Here is a 23,580-nt window from a genome sequence, read left to right on the forward strand (position 1 = left end):
CCCCATCGAAGGATTTTGGACACAGTTTGGACACAGGCGGCTTTCCGGGCGCAAAAAAAGGGGCTGCGGAAACCGCCACCCCCTGATTTATTTGGTAGCGGGGCCAGGATTTGAACCTGGGACCTTCGGGTTATGAGCCCGACGAGCTACCGGACTGCTCCACCCCGCGTCATGAATTGCTAAATATACCCCTCGTCCGCCACTGTGTCAACCTCGGTTTATCAACACAGGAGGGCAGACAGGTGTAATCGCGCGATCCTCTCCCAGCCCCCCACTCTCGTAAATCCCGCCGCGAATTGACTTTCGATCTTCCTTTCGCCGAAGCCGCCTGGAGCGACGCTTTGCTTCAGCCCGTTTACCCCAATACCCGCCGCCATTCTTTGCGCCGGCATGTTCGGTCCTGATCGTCATCACCAAATCTCCCGATCCAAGAGAAGCGCATTCCCGAGGGAAGGTTCGGCGGGAAGAGCGCCGCAGGCCGCGCGTACCGGATCATCCACCGGGGGGATGAGGCATAGGATCCCGCCGTACTCCATGATCTGCATTTCGGTCCCCGGCTCGATGCGGAATTTCTTCCGGAGCCCGGCGGGGATGACGATCTGCCCTTTCGACAGCGTCCTGACGGTTCCCACGGTTATCCAACCTTTCCGCTGATTCGTTCTACACCTTGAAAATAGTAGTACACCTGACAATATTCGTCGACCCACGCGACACACTCCATGGTTTTCGATTCCGGCACAGCAATTGAACCCAAAATAGTTCGTGTTTCGACAGACGAACGGGGATTTCACCGATTTGAGGTCACAATTTGTGACCTCAAATATAGGGGCTCGGATTCGGGCGGATCGGATTCTGGTCTCTTCCTGGTTTGACCAGGTCCGAAATCTGGAGGGTGACGGCTGTGGGTGTCCATCAACGAGGAAAAACGGATTCCATCAAGGATCTGCTGGTCAAGATCGCAAGGCGGGAGCATCTTGAGATCTCCGAGGGTGACAGCACCCCCTTTTCCGTTTACGCGTCGGCCTGGCTGGAGAAGAAGAAGGCGACCATCGCCAAGTCGACCTACGGCGATTACCGTTCGATCTGGAATAAATATGTCCTCCCCCACTTCGGGAACGCGCCGTTGTGCCGGGTGACAAGTCGCGACGTGGAAGAGTTCCTCGGCAGCCTCCCGGACATCTCCGCGAAGCGGAAGAACAACATCATGGTTCCGCTGAAGTGCCTGTTCAATGACGCCAGCCGGCGCGGGGAAATCGATGAATCCCCATCCGGGAACATCCGCCGGCTCAAGGAAATCAAGCCGTTCATCGATCCGTTCTCCTTCCGGGAAATGAATCTTCTCCTGGAGCGCGTCGATCCCCGTTACGAAGCGTATTTCACGACCGCGTTCCTGACCGGGATGCGGCCCAACGAGATGATCGCGCTGAAATGGCACACCGTGGATTTCGAGATGCGCTGCATCACGGTGCGACTGGAGGCTTCGCCAGGAACGACGTACGTATTTCCCGGGAAGACCGGCAGGCCTCTCGAAGTGAACAACCTTCGGAAACGGGTCTGGTATCCGGCGATCGCCGCGGCCGGGTTGCGCAGGCGCACGATGTACCAGACCCGCCATACCTTCGCGTCGCTCATGCTCGGCCACGGCGAGGATCCGCTATGGGTGGCGCGCATGCTGGGACACACAAGCCTGGACATGATATTCAAACATTACGGGAAGTTCGTCCGGAACAGATCCCGGAAGGACGGGGGAAGGTTCCTGGAGGGTCTCAAGGAGGCGGGGAAACCGGCCATCGGGAAGGACGGAAGCGACTCCGGTCGGTTATAGTACCTCCATCGAACACGAACCGGGAGGCGATCGGTGACCGCGCGGAACCACTCCTTGATGGCGATTTCTGGCCTGTTCTTCCTTCTTCTCGTCGCCGGGCGGACGAACGCACGGGCGGAAGGATTCGCGGAGCTGTATCTCGGAACGGCCGGAAACTGGAGAGCGGACACGAGCGTCTCCGAGACCCGGTCCTCGGGAACTACCTCCGCGGCGGCCACGATCGACCTCCCCTCCCCCACCGAGTTCGGGGTCCGTATCGGCGCGTGGCTCCCGAAGTACGACTACGCCGGCTTGGGCATCGACTTCGGGTACGCGCATGCCGACGCGCCCGGGGTGGAGATCACCACATTCCCGATGTCCATCCTTCTCGCCCTCCGGGCTCCGCTGTTCCGGACTCCGGACCGCCCCGGGGGACGGCTTCAGCCGTACGCCATTGCCGGCGTTTCGTTCTACATCGCCGACGTCAAGTTCCGGCTCGACGGGATGGGTGGGGACTCCTACCAGCTGAGCTGGCCCATGCCGTACGCCGCCAACACCGTGAACAAGGTTTTCGGTCCGTACCTGGCCGCGGGGCTCGCGTGGCAGCCGACGAAGCGCCTCGCGTTCTTCGGCGAATACCGGTACACGAGCTTCGACGTGGGATACGACACGACGAACTCGTTCCTCTTTCCGACGGCGAACGGAAGGGTGGATTCCACGGTCCGGGCCGACCGCGTCCTGTTCGGAATCTCGCACCGGTTCGGGACGGAAGCCCCGAAAAAAGAGGCGAACCTGTGAAGGCAGTGCTGATGAGCGGGCTTGGGGGCGTCGAACACCTCCACATCGGCGAACACCCGGATCCCGTCATGGGGGACGATGAGATCCTGGTGCGGATCCGCGCAACTGCGCTCAACCGCGCCGACCTGCTCCAGCGGCGCGGGAAGCACCCTCCTCCGAAGGGGGTGCCCGACATCCTCGGGCTCGAGATGGCCGGGGAGGTCGCCTCGGTCGGCCCCGCGTGTCGCGGCTGGAAGGCCGGAGACCGGGTCTGCGCGCTGCTGCCGGGAGGCGGGTACGCGGAGCGGGTCGCCATCCCCGCGGGCCTCGCGATGCGGATCCCGGATAACCTCTCCTTCGAGCAGGCGGCGGCGATCCCCGAAGTGTTCCTGACGGCGTACCGGAACCTGTTCGACGTGTGCGGGCTGAGCGCCGGGCATACCGTGCTGATCCACGCGGGGGCAAGCGGAGTCGGGACCGCGGCGATCCAGCTGGTCAAAGAAGCGGGGGGAAGCTCCCTCGTCACCGCGGGATCCCCCGAAAAGATCGCCCGGTGCGTCGCGCTGGGCGCCCGCGCGGGTTGGAACTACAAGGACGGGCCGTTCGCCCCGTGGGTCGCGGAGAAGACCGGGGGGCGCGGAGTCGACATCGTGCTGGATTTCGTGGGAGCGCCGTTCTTCGAGCAGAACCTGCAATCCCTGGGAGTTAACGGGAGGATGGCCGTGATCGGGACGCTCGGCGGCGCCGAGGTGGAGAAGTTCAGTTTACGGACGCTCATGTCGAAGCGGCTGACGGTCGCGGGGGCGGGGCTTCGATCGATGGACACGGCGCGGAAGATCGCGCTCACCCGCGCATTCTCGGAGTTCGCCACCCCCCGGTTCGCCGATGGAAGGCTTGTACCGGTCGTCGATTCCGTCTTCGATTGGACGGAGGTGGGGAAGGCCCACCTGCGGATGGAGTCGAACGCCAACGTCGGGAAGATCGTCCTGCGGGTGACGGGATAGCGTCGGGGGAGTAAGATGTTCGGTATTTCCGGCCGTGGGAGGAGTACGATGCGCTACGCGCTGGCGTGCCTGTTCGTCGTCGCGGTCCTGTTGACGATCTCCTTCCGCGACTCACACGGTGTGCTGAATCCCCATGTAAAGCCCGAACCGTGCGGAAGCTGCCACACCAAGGTTCCCACCGAGGCCGAAGGCCGCGCAGGAGACTACTTCCTCCTGAAGGACACCATCGACGACACCTGCCACGTCTGCCACGAGAAGACGTGCTGCAAGCCGGGGTCGCTGCACGGAAAAAACCACCCGAGCAACATCGACCGGTGGGACCGGAAATTGTTCCGCCGTCCGAAGTCCCTTCCGCTGCACAACGGCTTCATCACGTGCAACACCTGCCATCTGCACACCAAGCCGGACGGGCCTTCGTACATGATGGTGCGGATCGTGAAGATCGACGGGAAATCGATCGATTGGTCGAAGCTCTGCACGGACTGCCACGAAGGATACTGACGGGGGCTACCGCTTTCCGAACTTCCCCTTCGTGCGGGGGAACGACCGTTTCCCGGATGCTTTCGATCCGCGTTTCCATGAGGGTTTGGGCTGGCGGGGGCCTTTCCGCTCGGCGTCCCGCGCCTCCTTCGCCGCCTTCTCCCTGTCGTCCGCTTTCTTCCGTGCCGCCTGGGCGATCGCCTGCTTCACGATCCTTCGCCTGGCCCGGTCCGCCGGCGTCTCGACCCGCTTTTCGTGTCGAGGGACGTCGGGCGGCGGCCCTTTTTCCGCGGACTCGACAACGCGGCGGTCCATGTATTCGTTCAACTCCCGGACCTCCTTCGCCGTCAGGTACCGCCACTCCCCCGGCTCGAGACCGGTGAGCTCCAGGGGCCCGATGGCCGCGCGGCGAAGCTTGGTCACCCGGTGCCCGATGGCATCGAACATCTTCCGGACCTGGTGGTACCGCCCTTCCGCGATCGTGAGGGAAACCCACGCCTTGCCGCCCTTCTTCTCCAGGAAGTTCACCTGCGCGGGGTTGGTCATCTTCCCTTCGATCGGCAGGCCCCGTCGCAGGACGTTGAGATCCGACGGCCGGGGGACGCTCATCAGCTTGGCGACGTACGTCTTCTCCACGCCGAAACGCGGGTGCGTGAGGCGGTAGGCGAACTCGCCGTCGTTGGTCAGCAGAAGCAGCCCCGTGGTGTGGAAGTCGAGGCGGCCTACGGGAAAGACGCGGGTGGACAGCTCGCCGATCAGCGCCGGGGCGGTCTTGCGACCCTCCCGGTCCTTCATCGAGGTGACCACGTTGTCGGGCTTGTACAGCATGATGTAGATCTTCTCTTCCCGGACCGGAACCAGGGTGCGCCCGTCGAGCCGCACCTCCTGCGTGGACGGGTCCCACAGCGTGCCGGGGTCGATCACAGCCGAACCGCCGATGGTCACCCGGCCGTTGCGGACCATCTCGTCGGCCACGCGGCGGGAGACGCCGGCGGCCATGGAGATGTACCGGTTTAATCTCTCAATCGCCATTGGGGGTTTCGCCCGTCTCCCCCGCTTCCTTCGATGCGGCTTCGGCCAGGTCGGCCTCGGTGACGTCCCCGGGGATCCGTCCCTCCGCGGCGACGGGGGCGTCACCCGAAGGGGCCGCCTCGGCGAGGCTCGCGGCGAGCTCGTCGCCCCCCTGGTCGACCGCCCCGTCCGGGATCGCGGGCAGGTGGGCCGCCGGCCGGGCGCCTTCCACCGGGGTGGCGGAGGACGATGCCAGGAACTCCTCGATCTCCCGCATCGACGGCAGGTCGGAGAGCGACCCGATGCTGAAGATCTCCATGAACTCGCGCGTCGTGCCGAACAGGAACGGCTTCCCGGGGACGTCCTTCTTCCCCGTCACCCGCACCAGTCGGCGCTCCATCAGGGTCTTCAGAGACCCTGCGCAGTCCACGCCGCGGATCTGCTCCACTTCCTGGCGGGTCAGCGGCTGCTTGTAGGCGATGATCGCCAGCGTCTCGAGCGCGGCGCGGGAAAATCGGGGGGGTCTCACGTCGAACAGCTTGCGGACGTGCTCCTGGTTCGCCGGGTTCGTGCGGAACTGGAGCCCCTTGGCGACCTCCTCCAGCAGGATGCCGGACGACTCCGCCGGGTACTTCGCCCGAAGGATGTCGTGCACCTCCCGGAGCTGGGCGCGGGACAGGTTCCCCAGAAGTTTCCGGGCCTTGTCGATCGGGATCGGCTCCGCGGAAACCAGGAGCAGGCTCTCCAGGATCGAGGCGGCGTGGGGTAGGTCCGCTCCCGCCGCGCCGGTCTCGGGTTCCCCCGCGTCGGCCGAAAGAAGCTCGTCGACGGTGATCGGCTCCGCCCGCGGCGGATCCGCAGCCGCGGTTTCAGTCGATGTCGGTGGCGTCGTGTTCCGGTTCTCGTCCATTCTCGCTCTCCCGTACGGCGGGTACGATGCTGATCATCCCCAGCGGGATGGCCTGGTACAACCGGATCGTCTTGAGGCGGACGAGCTCCAGGATGCCCAGGAAAAAGGACACGATCTCGTTGCGCGACTCGCAGTGCGCGACGATGCTCTCGAACTTGACGGACCCCTCTTCCCGGATCCGGTCGAGGATGTAGTTGATGGCGTCGGCGATGGTGATCCGTTCGACGAAGACCTCGTGGGCGTCGCCCTCCGGCATGCGGGCGAGGACGTCCTTGAAGGCGGTGATGAGGTCCGCCAGCGACAGCTCCGTGATGACGATCTCCTCCTCCGGCAGCTCCTCGCCCAGGAAATCGCGGACGAACACGTCCCGCCCCAGCACCGGCCGATCGCCCAGGCGGGCGGCCGCCTCCTTGAACCGCTCGTACTCGATGAGCCGGCGGGAAAGCTCCGCGGCCATCACCTCGGGGTCCTCCTCCTCCGGCGCATCGTCCTCGTGCCGCGGCAGGAGCGACTTCGACTTGATGTGGATGAGCGTCGCGGCCATCACCAGGAACTCGCCCGCCACGTCGAGGTTCAGCGTCTTCAGCACGTCGAGGTAGGCGAGGTACTGCTCGGTGATCTTCGCGATGGGGATGTTCTCGATGTCGAGCTTCTGGTCGCGGACCAGGTGCAGCAGGAGGTCGAGCGGCCCCTCGAAAACCTCGAGGCGCAGCGGCATCGACTCGACGGGGCTCGCCGGGCCGGCGTCGGGCTTTTCCTCAGATCCGGACAGCGTCGCGGACCTCCGTCATCTTGGCGGCGGACACGACCTTGGCTCTCGCGGTCCCCTCGTCGAGGATCTCCCGGACGGACACGCCGCTCTCCACGATCCTCCTGCGCTCCTCGCGGACGGGCGAAAGGACCTTCTCCATCCCCTCGTACATCCACTTCTTGCACTCGATGCAGCCGATTCCGGCGGTGCGGCACCCCCGGTCCACCCGGGCGACGGTGTCCTCGTCGGAGAAGATCTTGTGGTAGGAGAAAACGTTGCAGATCTCCGGGTTCCCGCGGTCGGTGCGCCGCTGGCGGGCCGGGTCGGTGACCATCGGCTTCACCTTGTTCCACACCTCCTCCGCCGTGTCGGAGAGAAGGATCGCGTTCCCGAAGCTCTTGCTCATCTTCCGGTTGTCGGTGCCCAGGAGCTTGGGCGTCTCGGTCAGGTACGCCTCGGGGATGACGAACGACTCCCGGTAGAGGAAGTTGAACCGGCGGGCGATCTCCCGGGTGAGCTCCAGGTGCGGCACCTGGTCGATGCCGACCGGGACCAGGGAGGCGTCGTACATGAGGATGTCGGCCGCCTGCAGGACGGGGTAGCCGAGGAAGCCGTACGTGTGCAGGTCGCGCGTGGTCTGCTCCCGGAGCTGCTCCTTATAGGTGGGGTTGCGCTCCAGCCACGACAGCGGAGTGATCATGGACAGGAGCAGGTGCAGCTCCGCGTGCTCGATTACATGGCTCTGGGTGAACAGCGTCGCCTTCCGCGGATCGATCCCGGACGCTATCCAGTCGATGATCATGTCGTCGATGCTCTCGCGGATGATCTCCGTGCGGTCGTACTCGGTGGTCAGCGCGTGCCAGTCGGCGGCGAAGAAGAAGCAGTCGTACTCCTCCTGGAGCTTCTTCCAGTTCACCAGCACCCCGATGTAGTGCCCGAGGTGCAGCTTGCCGCTCGGCCGCATTCCGCTCAATACCCGTTTCCGCAACGCCTATCCCCTTCCTCGCGTGATGGGTCAGCCGCCCAGGATGAACGACGACAGCGTGTCGACGATCCGCCAGATTATACCAACGGGGCCGAACATGAGAAGCAGGAGAACGATCATCGTGCCGTACCGCTCGACGGAGGCGAGTGCCATGGACGGACGCGGCGGAAGCAGCCCCACGGCGATCCGGCCGCCGTCCAGCGGCGGGACCGGGATCAGGTTGAACATCGCCAGCAGGCAGTTGAACTGGACCGACACCACGCACATGAGGCTCAAGGGGACGGTGACCATCCGCGCGGTCGAGTCGGCCAGGGGGGCGGTGCCGTGCGTCATCGCCTGGAGCAACAGCGCCGGGTCGAGAGCGGTCAGGATCCGGAAGAGGATGCCCGAAACGGCCGCCAGCGCGAGGTTGGTCGCCACCCCGGCTACGGCAACGTAGATCGGGTCGCGCTTCTGGTCGTGGAGCAGCCGGAAATTCACCGGCACCGGCCGCGCCCACCCGAAGATCATGCCGGTGCCCAGCAGCAGCATCATGCCGGGGATGAGGATCGTCCCGAACGGATCGATGTGCGGGATCGGGTTGAGCGTCACCCGCCCCAGCATCTTGGCGGTCGGGTCGCCCTTCTTGAACGCGACCCACCCGTGCGCCGCCTCGTGGAAGGTGATCGCGAGGACGACCGGGATGGCGTAGATGGACAACTTGTGCAGGAACTGCGATATGTCGGGCAATATTTTCGTCCTCTCCGGTCGGGAAGCGGTTATTTTACCACCGAATCCGGTCGTGGGAAGCGCGAGAGGACGAATGCGATCTCCTCGGCCCTGCTGCGGAGCTCGCCGGCGAATTTCCGCTCGAGGACGGCGTCGAAGATCTCCTTGTACATCGGACCGGAAGGGTACCCCATCTCCAGGAGATCCTGGCCCTTGACCTGCAGTCGGACGCTTTTCAGTTGCGTAAAGTACAGGGAGATATATCGTTTTATATCGGGGTGTTTCGAGCGGGCCATCAGGTAAAGGATCACCTCGTTGGGGAGAGGCGACAGGATGTCGTGGATCGTCTTCCGGGAGATCGACGGCGTCGAGATCAACCGCTGGGAGACGCTCAAGCCCTCGTCCTTGCACACGCGGACCCACTCCCGTACCCGGGACCGCACCCCCAGGTCCCGGGCCAGCGCCTTTCCCTCGGCCGGCGGCAGCGGGTCCAGGAGCGAAAGGAGCAGGACCGCCCCCTTCTCCACCTTCTCCTCCAGGAACAGGAGGGAGAACCACCCCAGCACCTCCTGCGTTTCCTCCAGGAGGGACATCTGCCCCTTGTCCAGCGTGAGGGCCGGGTGGATCGACGGCCCGATCCCGAGCTCCGCCAGGCGCCGCAGGATCGACACCGGGTCCTCCTCGTCGAGGATCAACTCCAACTCGCCGAACAGGCGCGGCTTCGGCAGCCGTCCGATGAGGTCCAGCCGCACCGCGTTGCGGATCAGGTTCAACGTGTGGCGGCTGATGGCGAACCCGAACCGCCGCTCGAACCGCATCGCCCGGAGGATCCGCGTGGGGTCCTCGACGAACGAGAGCGAATGGAGGACCCGGATGACCCGCTCCTTGATGTCCCTCTGGGCGCCGAAGAAGTCGATCAGCTCGCCGAATCCGCCCGGGGAGAGGCGCACCGCGAGCGTGTTGACGGTGAAGTCGCGGCGGTACATGTCCTGCTTCAGGGAGCTGTACTCCACCGTGGGGAGCGCGGCCGGCTCCAGGTAATACTCGACCCGGGCGGACGCCACGTCCACCTTGAATCCGTCGGGAAAGACGAGCACGGCGGTGCCGAACTTGTGGTGCGGCCGCACCCGCGCACCCTCCTCCTTCCCGAACGTCTCCGCGAACAGGATGCCGTCCCCCTCCACCACGAGGTCCAGGTCGAGGTTTTCCGTCCGCATCACCAGGTCGCGGGCGAACCCGCCGACCGCGTACGCCCGCATCCCCAGCGCGGCGGCGCACTCCCCGGCGGACCGGAGGAGCGCCATCACCCGGTCCGGGAGCCGTTCCCGCATCAGGTGCGCCACGCTCTTGGGCCGCGCCATCGCGCCCTCGGACGGGACGTCCTCCTCGGTATCCGGGTGCTCGACGTCCCGGACGTCGTAGAGGAACCGGAGCAGGCCGGTCCGCGTGATGATGCCGACCAGCTCCTTCCCGTCCACGACCGGGACCAGGCGCTGGTTCTTCCCGATGATCACCTCCTGGATCCGCTCGATCCCGGCGTCCGGGGCGACCACCTCGAAGTCGCCGTTCATGTACTCCGCCGCCGTCTCCTCCCCCAGCCCGTGGTAGGCGGCCTTCTCCACCACCTGCCGGGTGAGGATCCCCACCACTTCGGACCCGCGGACCACGGGAACGGCGTTGATGCCGGAGCGCGCGAGCACCCGGTGGACGTCGTGGATCGTGCTGGCGGCGTCGACGGTGCGCGGAGGGGAAACCATCAGGTCCGCCGCGGTGCGATACGGGATGACTCTCTCGGCCAGCACGCGGAGCACCCGCTCCCGGACCTGGAAGATCGTGGCGTCCTTGACGGAGGCCGACGCGGCGTACGGGTGGCCGCCGCCGCCGAACTCGCGCATCACGGCCCCCGCGTCCACCTCCGGCTTGCGGCTGCGCCCCACCATAACCACCCGGTCGCCCATCTGGCACAGGACGAAGAGGACGTTCACCGCCTCCATGTCCCGCAACTTGTGGACCAGCAGCGCCAGGTCGCCCACGTACTCCTCGCGGCGCGCCTCCGCGATCACCACCTCCACCCCGTGGATCGTGTAGGAGTGCGACCCCTGGATCAGGTCGTAGAGCAGGGAGATCTGCTCGGAGGTCAGATCGCGCGCCAGGATGTCCGAGACCAGCGAAAGCTTCGCCCCGCAGGCGAGCAGGTGCGCGGCCGCCAGGTAGTCGTCCACCGTCGTGGAGGGGAAGATGAGCGACCCGGTGTCCTCGTAGATCCCCAGCATCATCACGGTGGCTTCGTCCGCGGAGATCGGGATTCCCCGCTCCTGGAGCAGCTGGACGAGGATGGTCGTGGTGGAGCCGACCGGCCGGATGACCTCCCCGGCGCCCGTAAGGTCGGATGTCTCGTCCGGGTGGTGGTCGTATACGTGCACCTCCACCCCGGGCTTCCCCACCAGGTCGCCGAAGACGCCGATCCGCGAGCTGTTCCGGATGTCGACGAGGATCAGGCGGGACACCTTGTCGAGGTCGATCTCGCGCGGCTTGCGCATCGGGAGGGTGTAGAACGCCGACTGGACGAGGAACCCCTTGACCGACTCCTCCTGCGACCCGGGAAGGACGCAGACCGCGCCGGGGTACAGCTTGTGCGCCGCCAGCATCGACGCGATCGTGTCGAAGTCGGCGCCGACATGGGTCGTGATGACTTCCACGCCTTTATCTTACGGGAATCGCGGGGAAAAAGGGCGGGGAGGTGATCCCGCGGCCCACCGGTCAGCCGCGGGGGTGGTGCTTGCGGTGGATGTCCCGAAGGCGCTCGGAGGTGACGTGGGTGTAGATCTGCGTGGTGGCGATGTCGGCGTGGCCCAGCAGCACCTGGACGACGCGCAGGTCCGCTCCCCGCTCCAGCAGGTGGCTGGCGAAGGAGTGGCGAAGCGCGTGGGGGGATATCCTGTGGGAGATCCCCGCCTCCCGCGCCCAGAAGGCGATCCGGTTCCACACGGTCTGCCGGGTGATCAGCGGGCGGTCCCTCCCCCCCCGCCGGACGGACGGCGGAAGGTTCCGCCCCCTTCGCGTCGCGAAGAGGTGGTTGCTGCTTCGATTTCCCAGCAGCTCGGGCCTGCCGTTCCGCAGGTACTCCCGCAGGACGTCGAACGCGATGGGGGCCACGGGCACCATCCGCTCCTTGCTCCCCTTGCCGATGACGCGCAGGAAGCTCGACTCGGGATCGTCCCGGTTCTCCACGAGGTTTTCGAGCCGGAGCGACACGATCTCCGACACCCGGAGGCCCGTGGCGTACATGAGATACAGGATCGCCCGGTCGCGTCTTCCCTCCGCCCTGGCGCCGTCGGGCGCCGCGAGCAGTCGTTCCACCTCGGAGAACGTGAGGAGGTTCGGCAGGGGGCGCCCGATCCGCGGCGCGCGGACCTCCGAGATCGGGTCCTCGTCCAGGCGACCCTCCCGGACGAGGAACCGGTAGAAGGAGCGCAGGGTGGACACGTGCCTCGCCGACGAGCGGGCCGACAGCCCCCCTTCGCGGAGGCCGGTCAGGTACGCGAGGAAACCGGATCGCGAAAACGCCCGGGCGTCGATCCCCTTCTCCTCGAGGAAGTCGACGAAGCGGCGCAGGTCGGCGCCGTACGATTCGAGCGTGTTCGGAGAGAGGCGGCGCTCCGTGGAAAGATGGAGCAGGAACGATTCGGCGAGGGCGTCGTTGTCCATCAGCCGGAAGGGGGGAGGGGGATGTCCACGATCCGGGCCTCCATCGTCGCGAGGTCCACCACCGCGCACGTGGGCTTTCCCTTCATGAAGCCGCACGTCTCGCCCGGGTTCAGCACGAGGGCGCGCCCGACGCGCATCGTCATGGGCCGGTGGGTGTGTCCGAACAGGACGAGGTCGAACCGCCCGCTCCCTCCCAGCTCTCCCCGCAGCTCGTCGAAGGAGTGCGCCATCAGGACCTTGCGATCCGACACGGTCAGGATAACCGGCCCCTCGCGGAAGTCGAAGCGGGATTCGCCGCGGAACGCGTCCCGCCGGTGGTCGTTGTTCCCGAAGACGCCGTGGAGCGGGACCCCCAGCTCCTCGTACCCGGAGAGGATCCCGGGGTCGCAGACATCCCCCAGGTGAAGGACGGCGCCGACCCCTTCCGCGCGGAAGAGCGCAAGCGCAGCGTCGACGGGGGCGCGCTGGTCGTGGGAATCGGAGAGAATGCCGGCCTTCACCCGTTCGCCCCGATGGAGGCGAGAAGGGCGGCGCGGGTCTCCTCCTGCCGCGCCGGGTCCGTGATCTTCCGGCCGTCCCGGTCGACCACGTAGAAGACGTCCGCCACCTGGTCCGCCTTCGTCGAGATTTTCGAGAGGTGGATGTCGATCCCGAGCCCGGCCAGCGTGCTGGTGATGTCGTAGAGCAGCCCGATCCGGTCGTAGGTGAAGATGTCCACGACCGTGTAGCGCGAGGAGACCGTGTTGTCGAAGTTGACTCTCGTGGGGCGGTACTTCGGGACCTTGTCCCGGACGAATTTCCCCACCTTCGGGTCGGCCAGGAGCGCCTCCACGGAAACCTCCCCGCGCAGGACGCGCAACAGGTCCGCGACCACCCGCTCCTTCTTCGGGTCCCCCGCCAGGCTCTTCCCGCGGTGGTTCACGTAGAAGGTGTCGAGCGCCACCCCGTCGATCGTCGTGGAGACCGACGCGTTCAGGATGTTCACCCCGTTGGCGGAGAGCGTCCCGGCGATCCGGGCGAAGATCCCCCGCTGGTCGGGGCACAGGAGGACGAACTCCGTCACGCCCGATTCCGGCGCGTCGATCGTCTCCACGATGGGCGTCCTCCCGTCGAACCGCGCGAGGAACCGGCAATGGTCCACGAAACGTCCGTCCGGCGTGGAAAGGACGTACCGGTCGTCCACCCGGGAGACGAAGCGCGCCACGGTTTCCGCCGGCTCGTCCCGGAGCCACTCGGCCACCTGCTGCCGGCGCCGCACGACCATCTCCTCGAAGGGGTGCTTGAGCACCCCCTGCTCGAGGACGTTGCGCCCCTTTTCGTACAGTTCGGCCAGGAGCATCGCCTTCCACTGGGTCCAGACTTCCGGGCCCACTTCCCGCATGTCCGCGTACGTCAGCAGGTAGAGCTGGTCGAGGCGGGCCGAGCTTCCCACCGTCTCGGTGAAGGACAGGATCAGCTCGATGTCGTGCAGGTCGCGCCGCTGCGACACGTGCGCCATCAGCAGGTGCTGCTCGACGAGGAAGACGAGGTCCGAGACGTCGTCGTCCGGAAGGTCCCATCGCTTCCCGATGTGCGCGACGATCTCCGCCCCGATCCGGGAGTGCCCGTGCCCCTTCCCCTTCCCGATGTCGTGGAACAGGGTCGCCAGGGCGAGCAGCGCCTTGTTGCGGACCGTCGAGTGGATCCGGTGGAACTCCTCCTCCTCCCGCGTCCGGTGCTCCGCCGTCCCGATCCGGGCCAGGACGCTGGCGCACCGGATGGAGTGGATGTCCGCCGTGTAGACGTGGTAGACGTCGCGCAGCACCTTGCAGTAGAGGGGCGCGAACTCGGGGACGTACCTCCCGAGGAACCGGCTCTCGTTCATCGCCAGGAGCGTCTCCCGGAGATGGACCGGGTCGGAGAGGATCTCGAGGAAGAGGCGGGCCGCCTGCCGGTCCTCCCGGAACTCCGCCCCCACGGCGGGGAGCGCCCGCTGGATGGTCCGCTTCGCCTGCAGGGACATCGACGAGCGGGTCCTCTGCATCGAGCGGAAGAATTCGAGGATCCGGATCGGTTCCTTCTCCAGCGAGCCGCGATCCTTGATCTGCATCTTTCCCTTGTAGAGGATCCCCTCCGCGCCGACGAGTTTCCGCTTGAGGAAGAAGAACGGCTTGCGCGCGCCCTCCTCCGGGAGGAACCGCCCCACCTCCTCGAGGACCTCCTCGGACAGCTGCGACGAGGACGCGGCGTGAAGGTAGTACGCCTTCATGAACCGCTCCACGGCGTGGCTCCCGCCCAGCGGCCGATACCGGAACCGTTCCGCGAGCTGCTCCTGCGCCTCGAACGTCAGCACATCCGACTTCTTCCCGAGGATGTAGTGGAGCTCGTTCCGCACGCGCAGGAGGTAGTCCATGACGTGCCGCAGCCCCTCGACCGACTGCGTGTTGATCACGCCCTTCTGCCGAAGCTCCACGAGGTCCCGGCACTTGTACTTGACCCTCGCCGCCCAGACCGCCGTCTGCAGGTCGCGCAGGCCGCCGCGCCCCTCCTTGACGTTGGGCTCCAGCAGGTAGACGGTGGACCCCACCCGGGCGTGCCGGGACCGCATTTCGGCGATCTTCTTGTCGATGAATTTGTCGCCGCCGTTGTAGTAGAGGAATCGCTCGAGCTCCTTCGACGACTCGACCAGGAGATCCCGGTCGCCGGCGACGAACCGGAAGTCCATGAGGGAGGTCCGGATGGAGTCGTCGGCGGCGCCCAATCGGATCGTCTCCTTCACGTTGCGGACGCTGTGTCCGACCTCCAGTCCCAGGTCCCACAGGGGGTAGAGCATCGATTCGGTCATCGACTCGACGTACCGGTCCACCTTGTAGCGGTGCAGGAACAGCAGGTCGACGTCGGATTTCGGGCACAGCTCGTTCCGCCCGTACCCCCCCACGGCGACCACCGCCATGCGGTACTGGAGGTCGGGCGCGCCGGCGAAGAACCGGGCGCGTGCGCGGTCGTAGAGGGCGGAGATGACCGCGTCGACCGCATCCGAATATTTCCGGCAGGAGGAGATGCCGCCGCAGAGGCAGGTCCGCTGCTCCTCGCGCAGGACGGCGTGGGTGGTCTGGAGGAACTCCTTCATCCTGCCGACGAACTCCCGGTCGGAGACGTCCGCCCGGGAGAGTTCGGGGGAAAGGGATGGCAGGTGGGGAGGAGCCATCTTCAGGAATCGGAACGGGCGAGGATCCCGTTCTGCCCGTAGTACCGGACCGCCTCCGCCACGCCGTCCGCGATCCGCTCCAGGTACGCCGGGTCGCGCAGGCGCGCCTCCTCGCGGGCGTTGCTGATGAAGGAGGATTCGACGAGGACCGCGGTCATCCTCGCCCCGACCAGGACGTAGAACGGGGCCTGCTTGAGGCCCAGGTTCTGCACCCCGCCGAAGCGGGCCGATACGTGCCGGACGATCGCGTCGTTCACGGTCTTGGCGAGGCGGAGCGACTCGTTCTTGCGGGCGCCGGTGAAGATGTCGTCGATGATGAACTTCACCCCGGTGAGCTTGGCGACCGGCACGCCGTTTTCGCGCGCGGCGAGCTCGAGGTCCTCCCGGTTCCCGGCCCCCCGCGACAGCACGTAGGTCGAAAACCCCTCCGCGCGCCGGTTGCGGCTGGCGTTGATGTGGAGGGAGACGAAGAGGTCGGCGCGGCCGTGGTTGGCCATCGCCGTGCGCTCCTCGAGCGGGAGGTAGGTGTCGTCGTCCCGGGTCATCCGGACATCGTACTCGCCGGAGCGGGAGAGCTTCTCCCGGACCATTCGCCCGATGGCGAGCACCACGTCCTTTTCCTTGAGCCCGCCCGGGCCGATCGCGCCCGGGTCCTTCCCGCCGTGCCCCGGGTCGATCATCACGCGGACCTTGTGCCGCCTGGCGGAGGGGGCGGGCGGGCTTTCCGCCTTCCGGGGCGCCTCCGTCGCTGCGACCGGAGCGGCCTCGGCCGGCGCCGCAGGTTCCGCCGCGTTCTCCGACGCCGGGACGGGAGGCGGGGGTCCGCTCGCCGCCGCGGGTTCCGGCGGCGGGACCGGGATCTCCCCTTCCCCGTCGATGTCCACGATGATCCGGTACGGATCCTGGAGGGCGAACACCCGGTGGCTGCTCGGGCGCTCCAGGTCGATCACCACGCGGACGGTGTCCCTGCTGAAGCGGCCGGCGCGCACCTGCCGCAGGAGGCCGTTGCGCACCTCGACCGGTTTGCGCAGGATCTCCCGGCGGATCCCGGCGCCCTTGAGGTCGATGAAGATCCGGGGAGGAAGCCCATTCTTCGCGTCGGCCGGGAGCGTGTTCGCCTGCCACGCGACCTCTTCTCCCGTGTCGATCGCCACGCGGGTGTAGATCTCGCTGGTCCAGGCGCGGATGTCGGAGACGACGGGGGGGGCGGGGGGCGCGGCGGCGGCCCGGAAAACCGGGGCGCTGAGGACACCGACGGCCACCAGGGCCGCGACGAGGTGTCGACTTTGGAACGTCAAGGTGTGCCTTTCCGAAGCCTCTCCTTCCACGCCGAAAGCCGCATGAGCGCGTCCACCGGCGTGAGGCGATCCGGCTCCGAGCGGCGGATCTCCTCGAGCACGGCATCCTCCTCCCGCCGTTCCCGCCGGCCGAACAGCTGCATCTGGGCCTCGTCGGTTCCCTTCCGGCCTTCGCGGGCGCCGGAGATCGTCGGAAGCCCGAACTCATTATACTCGGCGGACTCGAGGTTTTTCAAAATATCGCGGGCGCGTTCGATCGCGGAGGGCGGCAAACCGGCCAGCCGCGCCACCTGGATGCCGTACGACTTGCTCGCGCTCCCCTCGTCGATCCGCCGGAGGAAGATGATGTCCCCCTGCCACTCGCGGACCGCCACGTGGAAGTTCCTCGCGTGGGCCGCGGTGGTCACGATGTCGGTCAGCTCGTGGAAGTGGGTGGCGAAGAGGACCTTCGGCTTCGCCGGCGCGTCGTGCAGGTGCTCGGCGACCGCCCACGCGATGCTCAGGCCGTCGTACGTGCTCGTCCCCCGCCCCACCTCGTCGAGGATCACCAGGGTCCGGTCGGTGATGCCGGACAGGATGCGCGCGGTCTCGCGCATCTCCACCATGAAGGTGCTCTCGCCGCGGGAAAGATCGTCCGAGGCGCCGATGCGGGTGAAGATCCGGTCCACCGCGCCGATCTCCGCCCGGTCGGCCGGGACGTACGATCCCGCGTGCGCCAGAAGGACGATCAGCGCTACCTGCCGGATGTAGGTGGACTTGCCGGCCATGTTCGGCCCGGTGATGATCGCCAGCCGGGCGCCCTCGGGGGAGAGGCGGCAGTCGTTCGGGACGAAGGCGTGCCGGCCCAGGATCTTCTCCACGACCGGGTGGCGCCCCCCCTCGACGAGGATGTCCCGCCCCGCGTGGACGTTCGGGCGGCAATATCCGCCCGCGGCCGCGAGCTCCGCGAAGGAGAGGAGCGCGTCGAGCTCCGCCACGCCTTCCGCCGCCCGGTGGATCCCGGGCAGCGATTCCTTCAGCGACTCCCGCAGCGCCAGGAAGAGCTCCTCCTCCCGCGCGCTGCGCTCCTCCTGCGCGCGCAAGACGCGCGACTCGAAATCCTTGAGCTCCGGGGTGATGAACCGCTCCGCGTTGACCAGCGTCTGCTTGCGGATGTAATCGGGGGGCGCCTTGTCCTGCTGCGCCCGCGACACCTCGATGTAGTACCCGAAGACCCGGTTGTACCCCACTTTCAGGGTGGAGATGCCGGTGCGCTGCCGCTCGCGCGCCTCCATCTCCGACAGCATCTCCTTTCCGTGGGTCAGGAGCCGCGAGAGCTCGTCCACGCGGGCGTCGTGCCCGGGGCGGAAGATGCCCCCCTCCTTGTATCCGGCGGGGAGCGCGTCGGCCAGCGCATCCGAGATCCGGTCCGCGACCTCCGTGTGGTCTCCCAGCCGCTCGACCACCCCCCGAAGGAGCGCGGAGTACGGTTTCCCCAGCGCCTCCGACAGCGCGGGCAGCAGGCGCAGGTTGTCCCGCAGCGCGCCGACGTCGCGGGGGCCGGACCGGTCCTGCGCCAGCCGCGACGCCAGCCGGGGGAGGTCGCCCATGGCGTCGAGGCGCTCCCCCAGGATTTTTCGGACCGGCTGGGCTTCGAGCAGCTCTCCCACGGCGTCGTGCCGCTCGCCGATCCCGGCCACGTCGAGCAGCGGCGCGGCGAGCCAGGCGCGAAGGGCCCGGGCGCCCATCGGCGTGCGGGTCCGGTCCACCGCCCACAGGAGGCTCCCCTTGCGCTCCCCCGAGAGGGTCGAGAAGATCTCGAGCGTCCGCACCGCGGTCTCGTCCATCGCGAGGAACCGCCGCCCCTCGCGCTCCGAAAGCCGCGCGATCTCGGAAAGAGCGGCCGGCTGGTGCAGGTGGAGGTAGTGGAGCGCGGCCCGGACGACGCCCCCGGCCGGATGGTCCGGCGGCGGGATCCCTTCGATCGGCGTCGGGGGGACGAACGCGCCCGCGACCGCCGGGGACAGCAGCGTCATCAGCTTCCCCTCGACGAGCCGTTTCCCCCGGGCCGTGGCCGGGTTCCCCTCCCCCTCCAGCGCCACGAACTCCGCGGGAGAGACCCGGAACAGCGCGTCGGCCAACGCCTCCTCGGTTTCGCACGTCTCGAAGAAGCACTCGCCGGTGGTCGCCTCCAGCGCCGCGTAGGCGAACGGCGGGACGAATCGCACGGCGGCCAGGAAGTTGCTCCCGCGGGAGTCCAGGCACTCCTCGCTGAAGACCAGCCCCGGGGTCACGACCTCGGTCACCTCGCGGCGGAAGATCCCCTTCTGCCCCGGTTCCTCGATCTGCTCGCAGATGGCCACCTTGCACCCCTGCCGGATCAGCTTCGACAGGTACGCGTTGCGCGCGTGGTGCGGCACGCCGCACATCGGGATGTTCGCTTCCCGGTCCCGCGCGGTGAGGGCGATGTCGAGGAGGCGGGAGGCGCGGATGGCGTCCTCGAAGAACATCTCGTAGAAATCCCCCATCCGGAAGAAGAGGACGCAGTCCCGGTATCGGGACTTGATCTCCACGTACTGACGCATGGCGGGTGTGAGCTGCAGGGTCATCGGCGGGACCGGTGGACGAAATTACCGTCGCGGTTCAACGAAACGGCTACGGGCGCAGGAGGCCGAAAGCCTCCGCCAGCCGCCCGCGGGTGTCCAGCAGCGACTCGGGAAGCACGCGCGTCTCGTGGACCGACGTCATGAAATTCGTGTCGCCCCCCCAGCGCGGAACCAGGTGGACGTGGAGGTGATCGACGATCCCCGCGCCCGCCACCTTCCCCAGGTTCAAGCCGACGTTCATCCCCTCCGCGCCGAACGTCTCCTTCAGCACCCGCCCCCCCAGGGACACCAGGGAGAAGAGCTCCCGGAGCTCCTCCGGGGAGAGGGCCCAGAGGTCGGAGACGTGCCGGCGGGGCGCGACGAGGACGTGTCCGTTGTTGTACGGGTATCGGTTCATCAGGGCGACGGAGCTCGGATAGACTCCGAGCAGGAGCCGCTCCGGATCGGACAGGTCCGTCTCCTCCGCGCAGAAGACGCACCGGTCGGGGCCCCCGCCGCCCGCCCGGCGGATGTACTCGAACCGCCAGGGGGAGAACATCCGGTCCAAGCGCCTCGCCCCCCTTGGCGACTAGCCGTTCACCATTTCCCGGAGCTCCTTGCCGACCTTGAAGAAGGGAATCCGCTTCTCGGGGATGGAGACCTTCTCTCCCGTCTTGGGGTTGCGACCTTCCTTGGCCCGGCGGACCCGGACCGTGAAGCTGCCGAAGCCGCGGATCTCGATCTTCTCCCCGCGCTGGAGCGCGTCCTTCATGTTGTGGAACACGGTGTCGACGATGACCTCGCACTCCTTCTTCGTCAGGCTCGTCAACGACTCCGACAGCTTCTCCACCAGGTCGCTCTTGGTCATTCCCACGATCCCTCCCGTTTATTGTGCAAGATAGTTCAGTCGCAGCGAATTCCCGGACAGTTTCTCTTCGATCAGGGTGCGCGTCTCCTCTTTCAGCAGATCGATGAACGAGATCTTCTTCTTCGGGGGGGAGACCACCTTCGGCTCGCCGGCGATCTTTCCCAGGCGGCCCGCCTCGGCGACCGCGTCCTCCAGGTTCCCCAGCGCGTCGACCAGCCCCAGCGCCTTGGCCTGCTCCCCGGTGAAGATCCGCCCGTCGGCGATCCTCATCACGTCCTCCCGGTTCAGGTTGCGCCCCTCGGCGACCGCGTTCACGAACTGCATGTGGACGTTGTCCACCACCGCCTGCAGCAGCTCGCGCTCCTGCGGCGTCATGTCGCGCAGCGGCGATCCCATGTCCTTGTAGGCGCCGCTCTTCACCGCCATCCCCTTCAACCCGATCTTCTCGACCAGGTCCTTCACGTTCATGAACGGCATGATGACGCCGATCGACCCGGTCATCGTCCCCGGATTGGCGAATACCGTGCGCGTGGCGCAGGCGATGTAGTAGCCGCCGGAGGCGGTCAGCGCGCCCATGCTCGTCACGACCGGCTTCCTGGCCCGGAGCTTCCGCACTTCCTCGTAGATCTCCTGCGATGGGCCCACGCCGCCGCCCGGAGAGTCGATCCGCAGGACGATCGCCTTCACCGAATCGTCCTTCCCGTACTTCTTCAGGTGGTCGATGACCGGCTCGGATTCGGAGATGAGCCCCGACAGGGGGACGACGGCGACTTTCTCCCCGCGGGCCAGCGGGACGCCGTCCATGCGCGAGATGATGCCGAGAAGGCCGAAAAAGCCCAGCAGGACCAGCGCGACCGTGAGGCAACCCCGCAGGAACGGCCTGCGCCGCGGAGGGGGCGGAGTGAGGTACCCTTCACCCATCGGAGGTCAGCCGCCCTGCTCCCCGTTGGATTTCATCTTGGCCAGGAGCGCCTCGCCGAGGGCGCCGATGTTGTCGTGGTTCGTTTCGGACTGCTTGCCCAGGTACGATTCCGCGTCCTTCCGCTCGAGCGCGTCGGCGTACCCGCGGATGCTCAGGGAGACCTTCCGGTTCGCCCGGTCGACCCCCAGCACCACCGCGCCGACCTCGTCCCCCGCCTTGAGGACGGCGCCCGGGCTCTCCACCTTCTCGCGGGAGATCTCGGACACGTGGACCAGCCCCTCGATCCCTTCGGCGATCTCGACGAAGGCGCCGAAATCGGCGACGCGCGTCACCTTGCCGTTCACGAGGTCGCCCTTGCGGAACCGCTTCTCGATCCCGGCCCACGGGTCCTCCGCCAGATGTTTCACGCCGAGGGAGAACTTCTGCGACTCGGGGTCGATCTTCAGCACCTTCGCCCGTACGCCGTTGTCCCCCTTCTTGAACAGCTCGCCCGGGTTCTTCACCCGGGTGTTCCAGGAGAGGTCGGAGACGTGGACCAGGCCGTCGATGTCCTCGCCGATGTCCACGAACACGCCGAAGTCGGCCACGTTCTTGACCGTGCCTTCGACGGTCGATCCTTCGGGATGGCGGGACTTGAGGTCGTCCCACGGGTTCCCCAGGAGCTGCTTGTAGCCGAGGGAGATCTTCTTGTTCCCCTTGTCGACCTTGAGGACGACCACCTCGACCGCGTCGCCCGCCTTCATCACCTCCGACGGGTCCTTCAGCCGCTTGCTCCACGACATCTCGGAGATGTGGAGGAGCCCCTCGACCCCCTCCTCGAGCTCCACGAACGCGCCGTACTTGGTCGTGTTGGTGACCTTGCCCTTCACGCGCAGCCCGGGCCGGTACCGAGCCTCGAGCTCGAGCCAGGGATCGGACTTCGTCTGCTTCAGCCCCAGCGAAATCCGCCCGCGTTCGCGGTCGAACCGGATGACCTTCACCGTGAGGAGGTCGCCCACCTTGCAGACATCCGACGGGTGCCCCACCTTCCCGTAGCTCATGTCGGTCACGTGCATCAGGCCGTCCAGGCCGCCCAGGTCCATGAACACGCCGTAGTCGGTGATGTTCTTCACCCGCGCCTCGATGGTGTCCCCCTCCTGGATGTGGTCCAGGAGCCCTTTGCGCAGGACGTCGCGTTCCTCTTCCATGAACGATCGGCGGGAGACGACCACGTTCGCCTTCTTCCGGGAGAACTTGAGGATCTTGAACTTCCCCTGGATGCCGATGACCGGGTCGTTGTCCCGGACGGGGCGCAGGTCCACCTGGCTGCCGGGGAGGAACGCCTTCACCCCGATGTCGACCGTGTAGCCGCCCTTGACCTTGGCGACGATGGCGCCCGTGACCGGCGTCCCCTCGTCGAACGCCTTCTGCAGGTCGTCCCACACGCGGATCTTGACCACTTTCGAACGCGACAGGCGGATGAACCCCTGGGCCTGGTCGTACCCTTCCGTCATGACCTCGATCGGGTCGCCCGGCTGGAAGGCCGCCCGTTCCTCCTCGGGCAGGTCCTCGAGCGGAAGCATCCCCTCGGATTTCTTGTTGATGTCGACGGCGACGTATTCCTTGAGAACCTTGATGACCTTCCCGTGGATGACCTGACCCTCCTCGGTGCTCTCGAGGCTGGCGGCGAACATTCTCGCGAAATCCTCCTCCCCCGCCGCCCCCTGGGTTCCCGGGGAATCCGCGGGCGGGTCCTGCGGGAGGTCCGTTTTGTTTGGTTTCTCGTCCATTCCGTATTCCTCCAGTTGGATTCCAGACTGACTAATATACACCGTAACCCTTTACTCGTAAAAGGATACCTGCACTTTTTCCCCCTCCCAATGGGCCTTCAGCCGCTCCACGAACCCGTCGATGATCCACTGCGGTGTCGACGCCCCGGCGGTCACCCCGGCGATCGACGCCCCCCCCATCATTTCCGGCCCCAGCTCCTCCGGAGTCTCGATGTGGTGCGTCCGGGGATTGATCGCCCGGCAGATCTCCGCCAACCGCCGCGTGTTCGCGCTGTTGTATCCGCCCAGGACGAACAGGACGTCCGCCTTGCCCGCCAGCCCGGTCGACTCCTCCTGCCGGAGCGTGGTGGCGTTGCAGATCGTGTTGAAGACGCGGACCTCGGTGAACCGCTTCATCGCCTCGGTGACGAAGGTCATCAGGTTGTCGAACGACTGGGTCGTCTGGGCGACGATACCCGCCTTCCGGACCGCCTTGGCCCCCCGCAGCGCCGCGAGGGAGCTGAAGACCGGCACCCCCTTCTCGATGTAGCTGATGATGCTCTTCACCTCGGGGTGGTTCGGGTCCCCGACCACCACGACCGCGTACCCTTCGCGGCTCAAGGTCCGCGCGTGGTCCTGGGCCTTGGCCACGAAGGGGCAGGTGGCGTCGACGATCTTCACCCCTTTCCCCTCGAGCGCCGACCGGTCGGACCGGGTGACGCCGTGGGAGCGGATGATCGCCTTCCCGCAGGAGATCTCGTCGACCGTCCCGACGACGCGCACCCCTTTTTTCTCGAGCTGTTCGACCGCCTGCGGGTTGTGGATGATGGGGCCCAGCGAATGGATGGGGCCGCC

Annotated in this window: 21 protein-coding genes and 1 tRNA gene; 4 read left to right on the forward strand and 18 right to left on the reverse strand. The window is 66.8% G+C overall.

All coding sequences use genetic code 11. From position 1 onward, the window contains the following. Window positions 1-92: 92 nt before the first annotated feature. Both HZB86_01665 and HZB86_01670 read right to left on the reverse strand, forming a co-directional pair. A tRNA-Met gene (locus HZB86_01665) sits at window positions 93-169 on the reverse strand. Between the two features lie 241 nt (window positions 170-410). Beyond that, window positions 411-632: an AbrB/MazE/SpoVT family DNA-binding domain-containing protein gene (locus tag HZB86_01670; GenBank protein MBI5904255.1), complete on the reverse strand. Its 222-nt coding sequence runs from the start codon at window positions 630-632 to the stop codon at window positions 411-413. Between the two features lie 260 nt (window positions 633-892). On the opposite strand from HZB86_01670, the gene HZB86_01675 reads away from it, so the two are divergent. From HZB86_01675 to HZB86_01690, 4 genes are read left to right on the forward strand one after another with little or no spacing between them, the layout of a single operon-like run. After that, the gene (locus HZB86_01675; protein ID MBI5904256.1) at window positions 893-1,825 is read left to right on the forward strand and encodes a site-specific integrase; all 933 of its coding nucleotides are present in this window, start codon (window positions 893-895) and stop codon (window positions 1,823-1,825) included. Window positions 1,826-1,858: 33 nt separating this feature from the next. Beyond that, a complete protein-coding gene (locus HZB86_01680) occupies window positions 1,859-2,602 on the forward strand; it encodes an outer membrane beta-barrel protein (protein MBI5904257.1) in 744 nt (247 codons plus the stop codon). Continuing rightward, complete coding sequence (locus tag HZB86_01685) at window positions 2,599-3,585, forward strand: NAD(P)H-quinone oxidoreductase (protein ID MBI5904258.1); 987 nt, start codon at window positions 2,599-2,601, stop codon at window positions 3,583-3,585. The genes HZB86_01680 and HZB86_01685 overlap by 4 nt, the downstream gene beginning before the upstream one ends. A gap of 48 nt (window positions 3,586-3,633) precedes the next feature. After that, window positions 3,634-4,086: a hypothetical protein gene (locus tag HZB86_01690; GenBank protein ID MBI5904259.1), complete on the forward strand. Its 453-nt coding sequence runs from the start codon at window positions 3,634-3,636 to the stop codon at window positions 4,084-4,086. Window positions 4,087-4,092: 6 nt separating this feature from the next. Here the strand turns inward: HZB86_01690 and HZB86_01695 are convergent, their stop codons facing one another. The 16 genes from HZB86_01695 to ispH all read right to left on the reverse strand — a co-directional run. Further along, window positions 4,093-5,064, reverse strand: a complete 972-nt coding sequence (locus tag HZB86_01695; GenBank protein ID MBI5904260.1) for an rRNA pseudouridine synthase — start codon at window positions 5,062-5,064, stop codon at window positions 4,093-4,095. Window positions 5,065-5,086: 22 nt separating this feature from the next. Next, a complete protein-coding gene (gene scpB / locus HZB86_01700) occupies window positions 5,087-5,986 on the reverse strand; it encodes an SMC-Scp complex subunit ScpB (GenBank protein MBI5904261.1) in 900 nt (299 codons plus the stop codon). Beyond that, window positions 5,946-6,704 (reverse strand): segregation/condensation protein A, encoded by a 759-nt coding sequence (locus HZB86_01705; GenBank protein MBI5904262.1) that lies wholly within the window; start codon window positions 6,702-6,704, stop codon window positions 5,946-5,948. The genes scpB and HZB86_01705 overlap by 41 nt, the downstream gene beginning before the upstream one ends. Window positions 6,705-6,744: 40 nt before the next feature. Continuing rightward, a complete protein-coding gene (gene trpS, locus HZB86_01710) occupies window positions 6,745-7,701 on the reverse strand; it encodes a tryptophan--tRNA ligase (protein ID MBI5904263.1) in 957 nt (318 codons plus the stop codon). 51 nt (window positions 7,702-7,752) lie between these two features. Beyond that, complete coding sequence (locus HZB86_01715) at window positions 7,753-8,451, reverse strand: site-2 protease family protein (GenBank protein MBI5904264.1); 699 nt, start codon at window positions 8,449-8,451, stop codon at window positions 7,753-7,755. Window positions 8,452-8,480: 29 nt separating this feature from the next. Continuing rightward, window positions 8,481-11,129, reverse strand: coding sequence for a CBS domain-containing protein (locus tag HZB86_01720; GenBank protein MBI5904265.1), 2,649 nt, complete (start codon window positions 11,127-11,129; stop codon window positions 8,481-8,483). 61 nt (window positions 11,130-11,190) lie between these two features. Continuing rightward, on the reverse strand, window positions 11,191-12,138 hold the full coding sequence (locus HZB86_01725) for a site-specific tyrosine recombinase XerD (protein MBI5904266.1): 948 nt from the start codon (window positions 12,136-12,138) through the stop codon (window positions 11,191-11,193). Continuing rightward, window positions 12,138-12,638 (reverse strand): metallophosphoesterase, encoded by a 501-nt coding sequence (locus HZB86_01730; GenBank protein ID MBI5904267.1) that lies wholly within the window; start codon window positions 12,636-12,638, stop codon window positions 12,138-12,140. The genes HZB86_01725 and HZB86_01730 overlap by 1 nt, the downstream gene beginning before the upstream one ends. Beyond that, window positions 12,635-15,325, reverse strand: coding sequence for a [protein-PII] uridylyltransferase (glnD, locus tag HZB86_01735; GenBank protein MBI5904268.1), 2,691 nt, complete (start codon window positions 15,323-15,325; stop codon window positions 12,635-12,637). Before glnD ends, HZB86_01730 begins: the two co-directional genes overlap by 4 nt. A gap of 2 nt (window positions 15,326-15,327) precedes the next feature. Beyond that, window positions 15,328-16,623, reverse strand: a complete 1,296-nt coding sequence (locus HZB86_01740) for an N-acetylmuramoyl-L-alanine amidase (protein ID MBI5904269.1) — start codon at window positions 16,621-16,623, stop codon at window positions 15,328-15,330. Next, window positions 16,620-19,211, reverse strand: a complete 2,592-nt coding sequence (mutS, locus tag HZB86_01745; protein MBI5904270.1) for a DNA mismatch repair protein MutS — start codon at window positions 19,209-19,211, stop codon at window positions 16,620-16,622. The genes HZB86_01740 and mutS overlap by 4 nt, the downstream gene beginning before the upstream one ends. 46 nt (window positions 19,212-19,257) lie before the next feature. Beyond that, complete coding sequence (locus HZB86_01750; GenBank protein MBI5904271.1) at window positions 19,258-19,755, reverse strand: HIT domain-containing protein; 498 nt, start codon at window positions 19,753-19,755, stop codon at window positions 19,258-19,260. A 21-nt stretch (window positions 19,756-19,776) separates the two neighbouring features. After that, on the reverse strand, window positions 19,777-20,055 hold the full coding sequence (locus HZB86_01755; protein ID MBI5904272.1) for an integration host factor subunit beta: 279 nt from the start codon (window positions 20,053-20,055) through the stop codon (window positions 19,777-19,779). An 18-nt stretch (window positions 20,056-20,073) separates the two neighbouring features. Next, on the reverse strand, window positions 20,074-20,976 hold the full coding sequence (gene sppA, locus HZB86_01760; protein ID MBI5904273.1) for a signal peptide peptidase SppA: 903 nt from the start codon (window positions 20,974-20,976) through the stop codon (window positions 20,074-20,076). 6 nt (window positions 20,977-20,982) lie between these two features. Then, window positions 20,983-22,746: a 30S ribosomal protein S1 gene (locus HZB86_01765; GenBank protein ID MBI5904274.1), complete on the reverse strand. Its 1,764-nt coding sequence runs from the start codon at window positions 22,744-22,746 to the stop codon at window positions 20,983-20,985. Window positions 22,747-22,797: 51 nt separating this feature from the next. After that, the coding region (ispH, locus tag HZB86_01770) for a 4-hydroxy-3-methylbut-2-enyl diphosphate reductase (protein MBI5904275.1) at window positions 22,798-23,580 on the reverse strand (783 nt) is incomplete at its 5' end.

The organism is Deltaproteobacteria bacterium (assembly GCA_016234845.1).
Lineage (GTDB): Bacteria > Desulfobacterota > Deferrimicrobia > Deferrimicrobiales > Deferrimicrobiaceae > JACRNP01.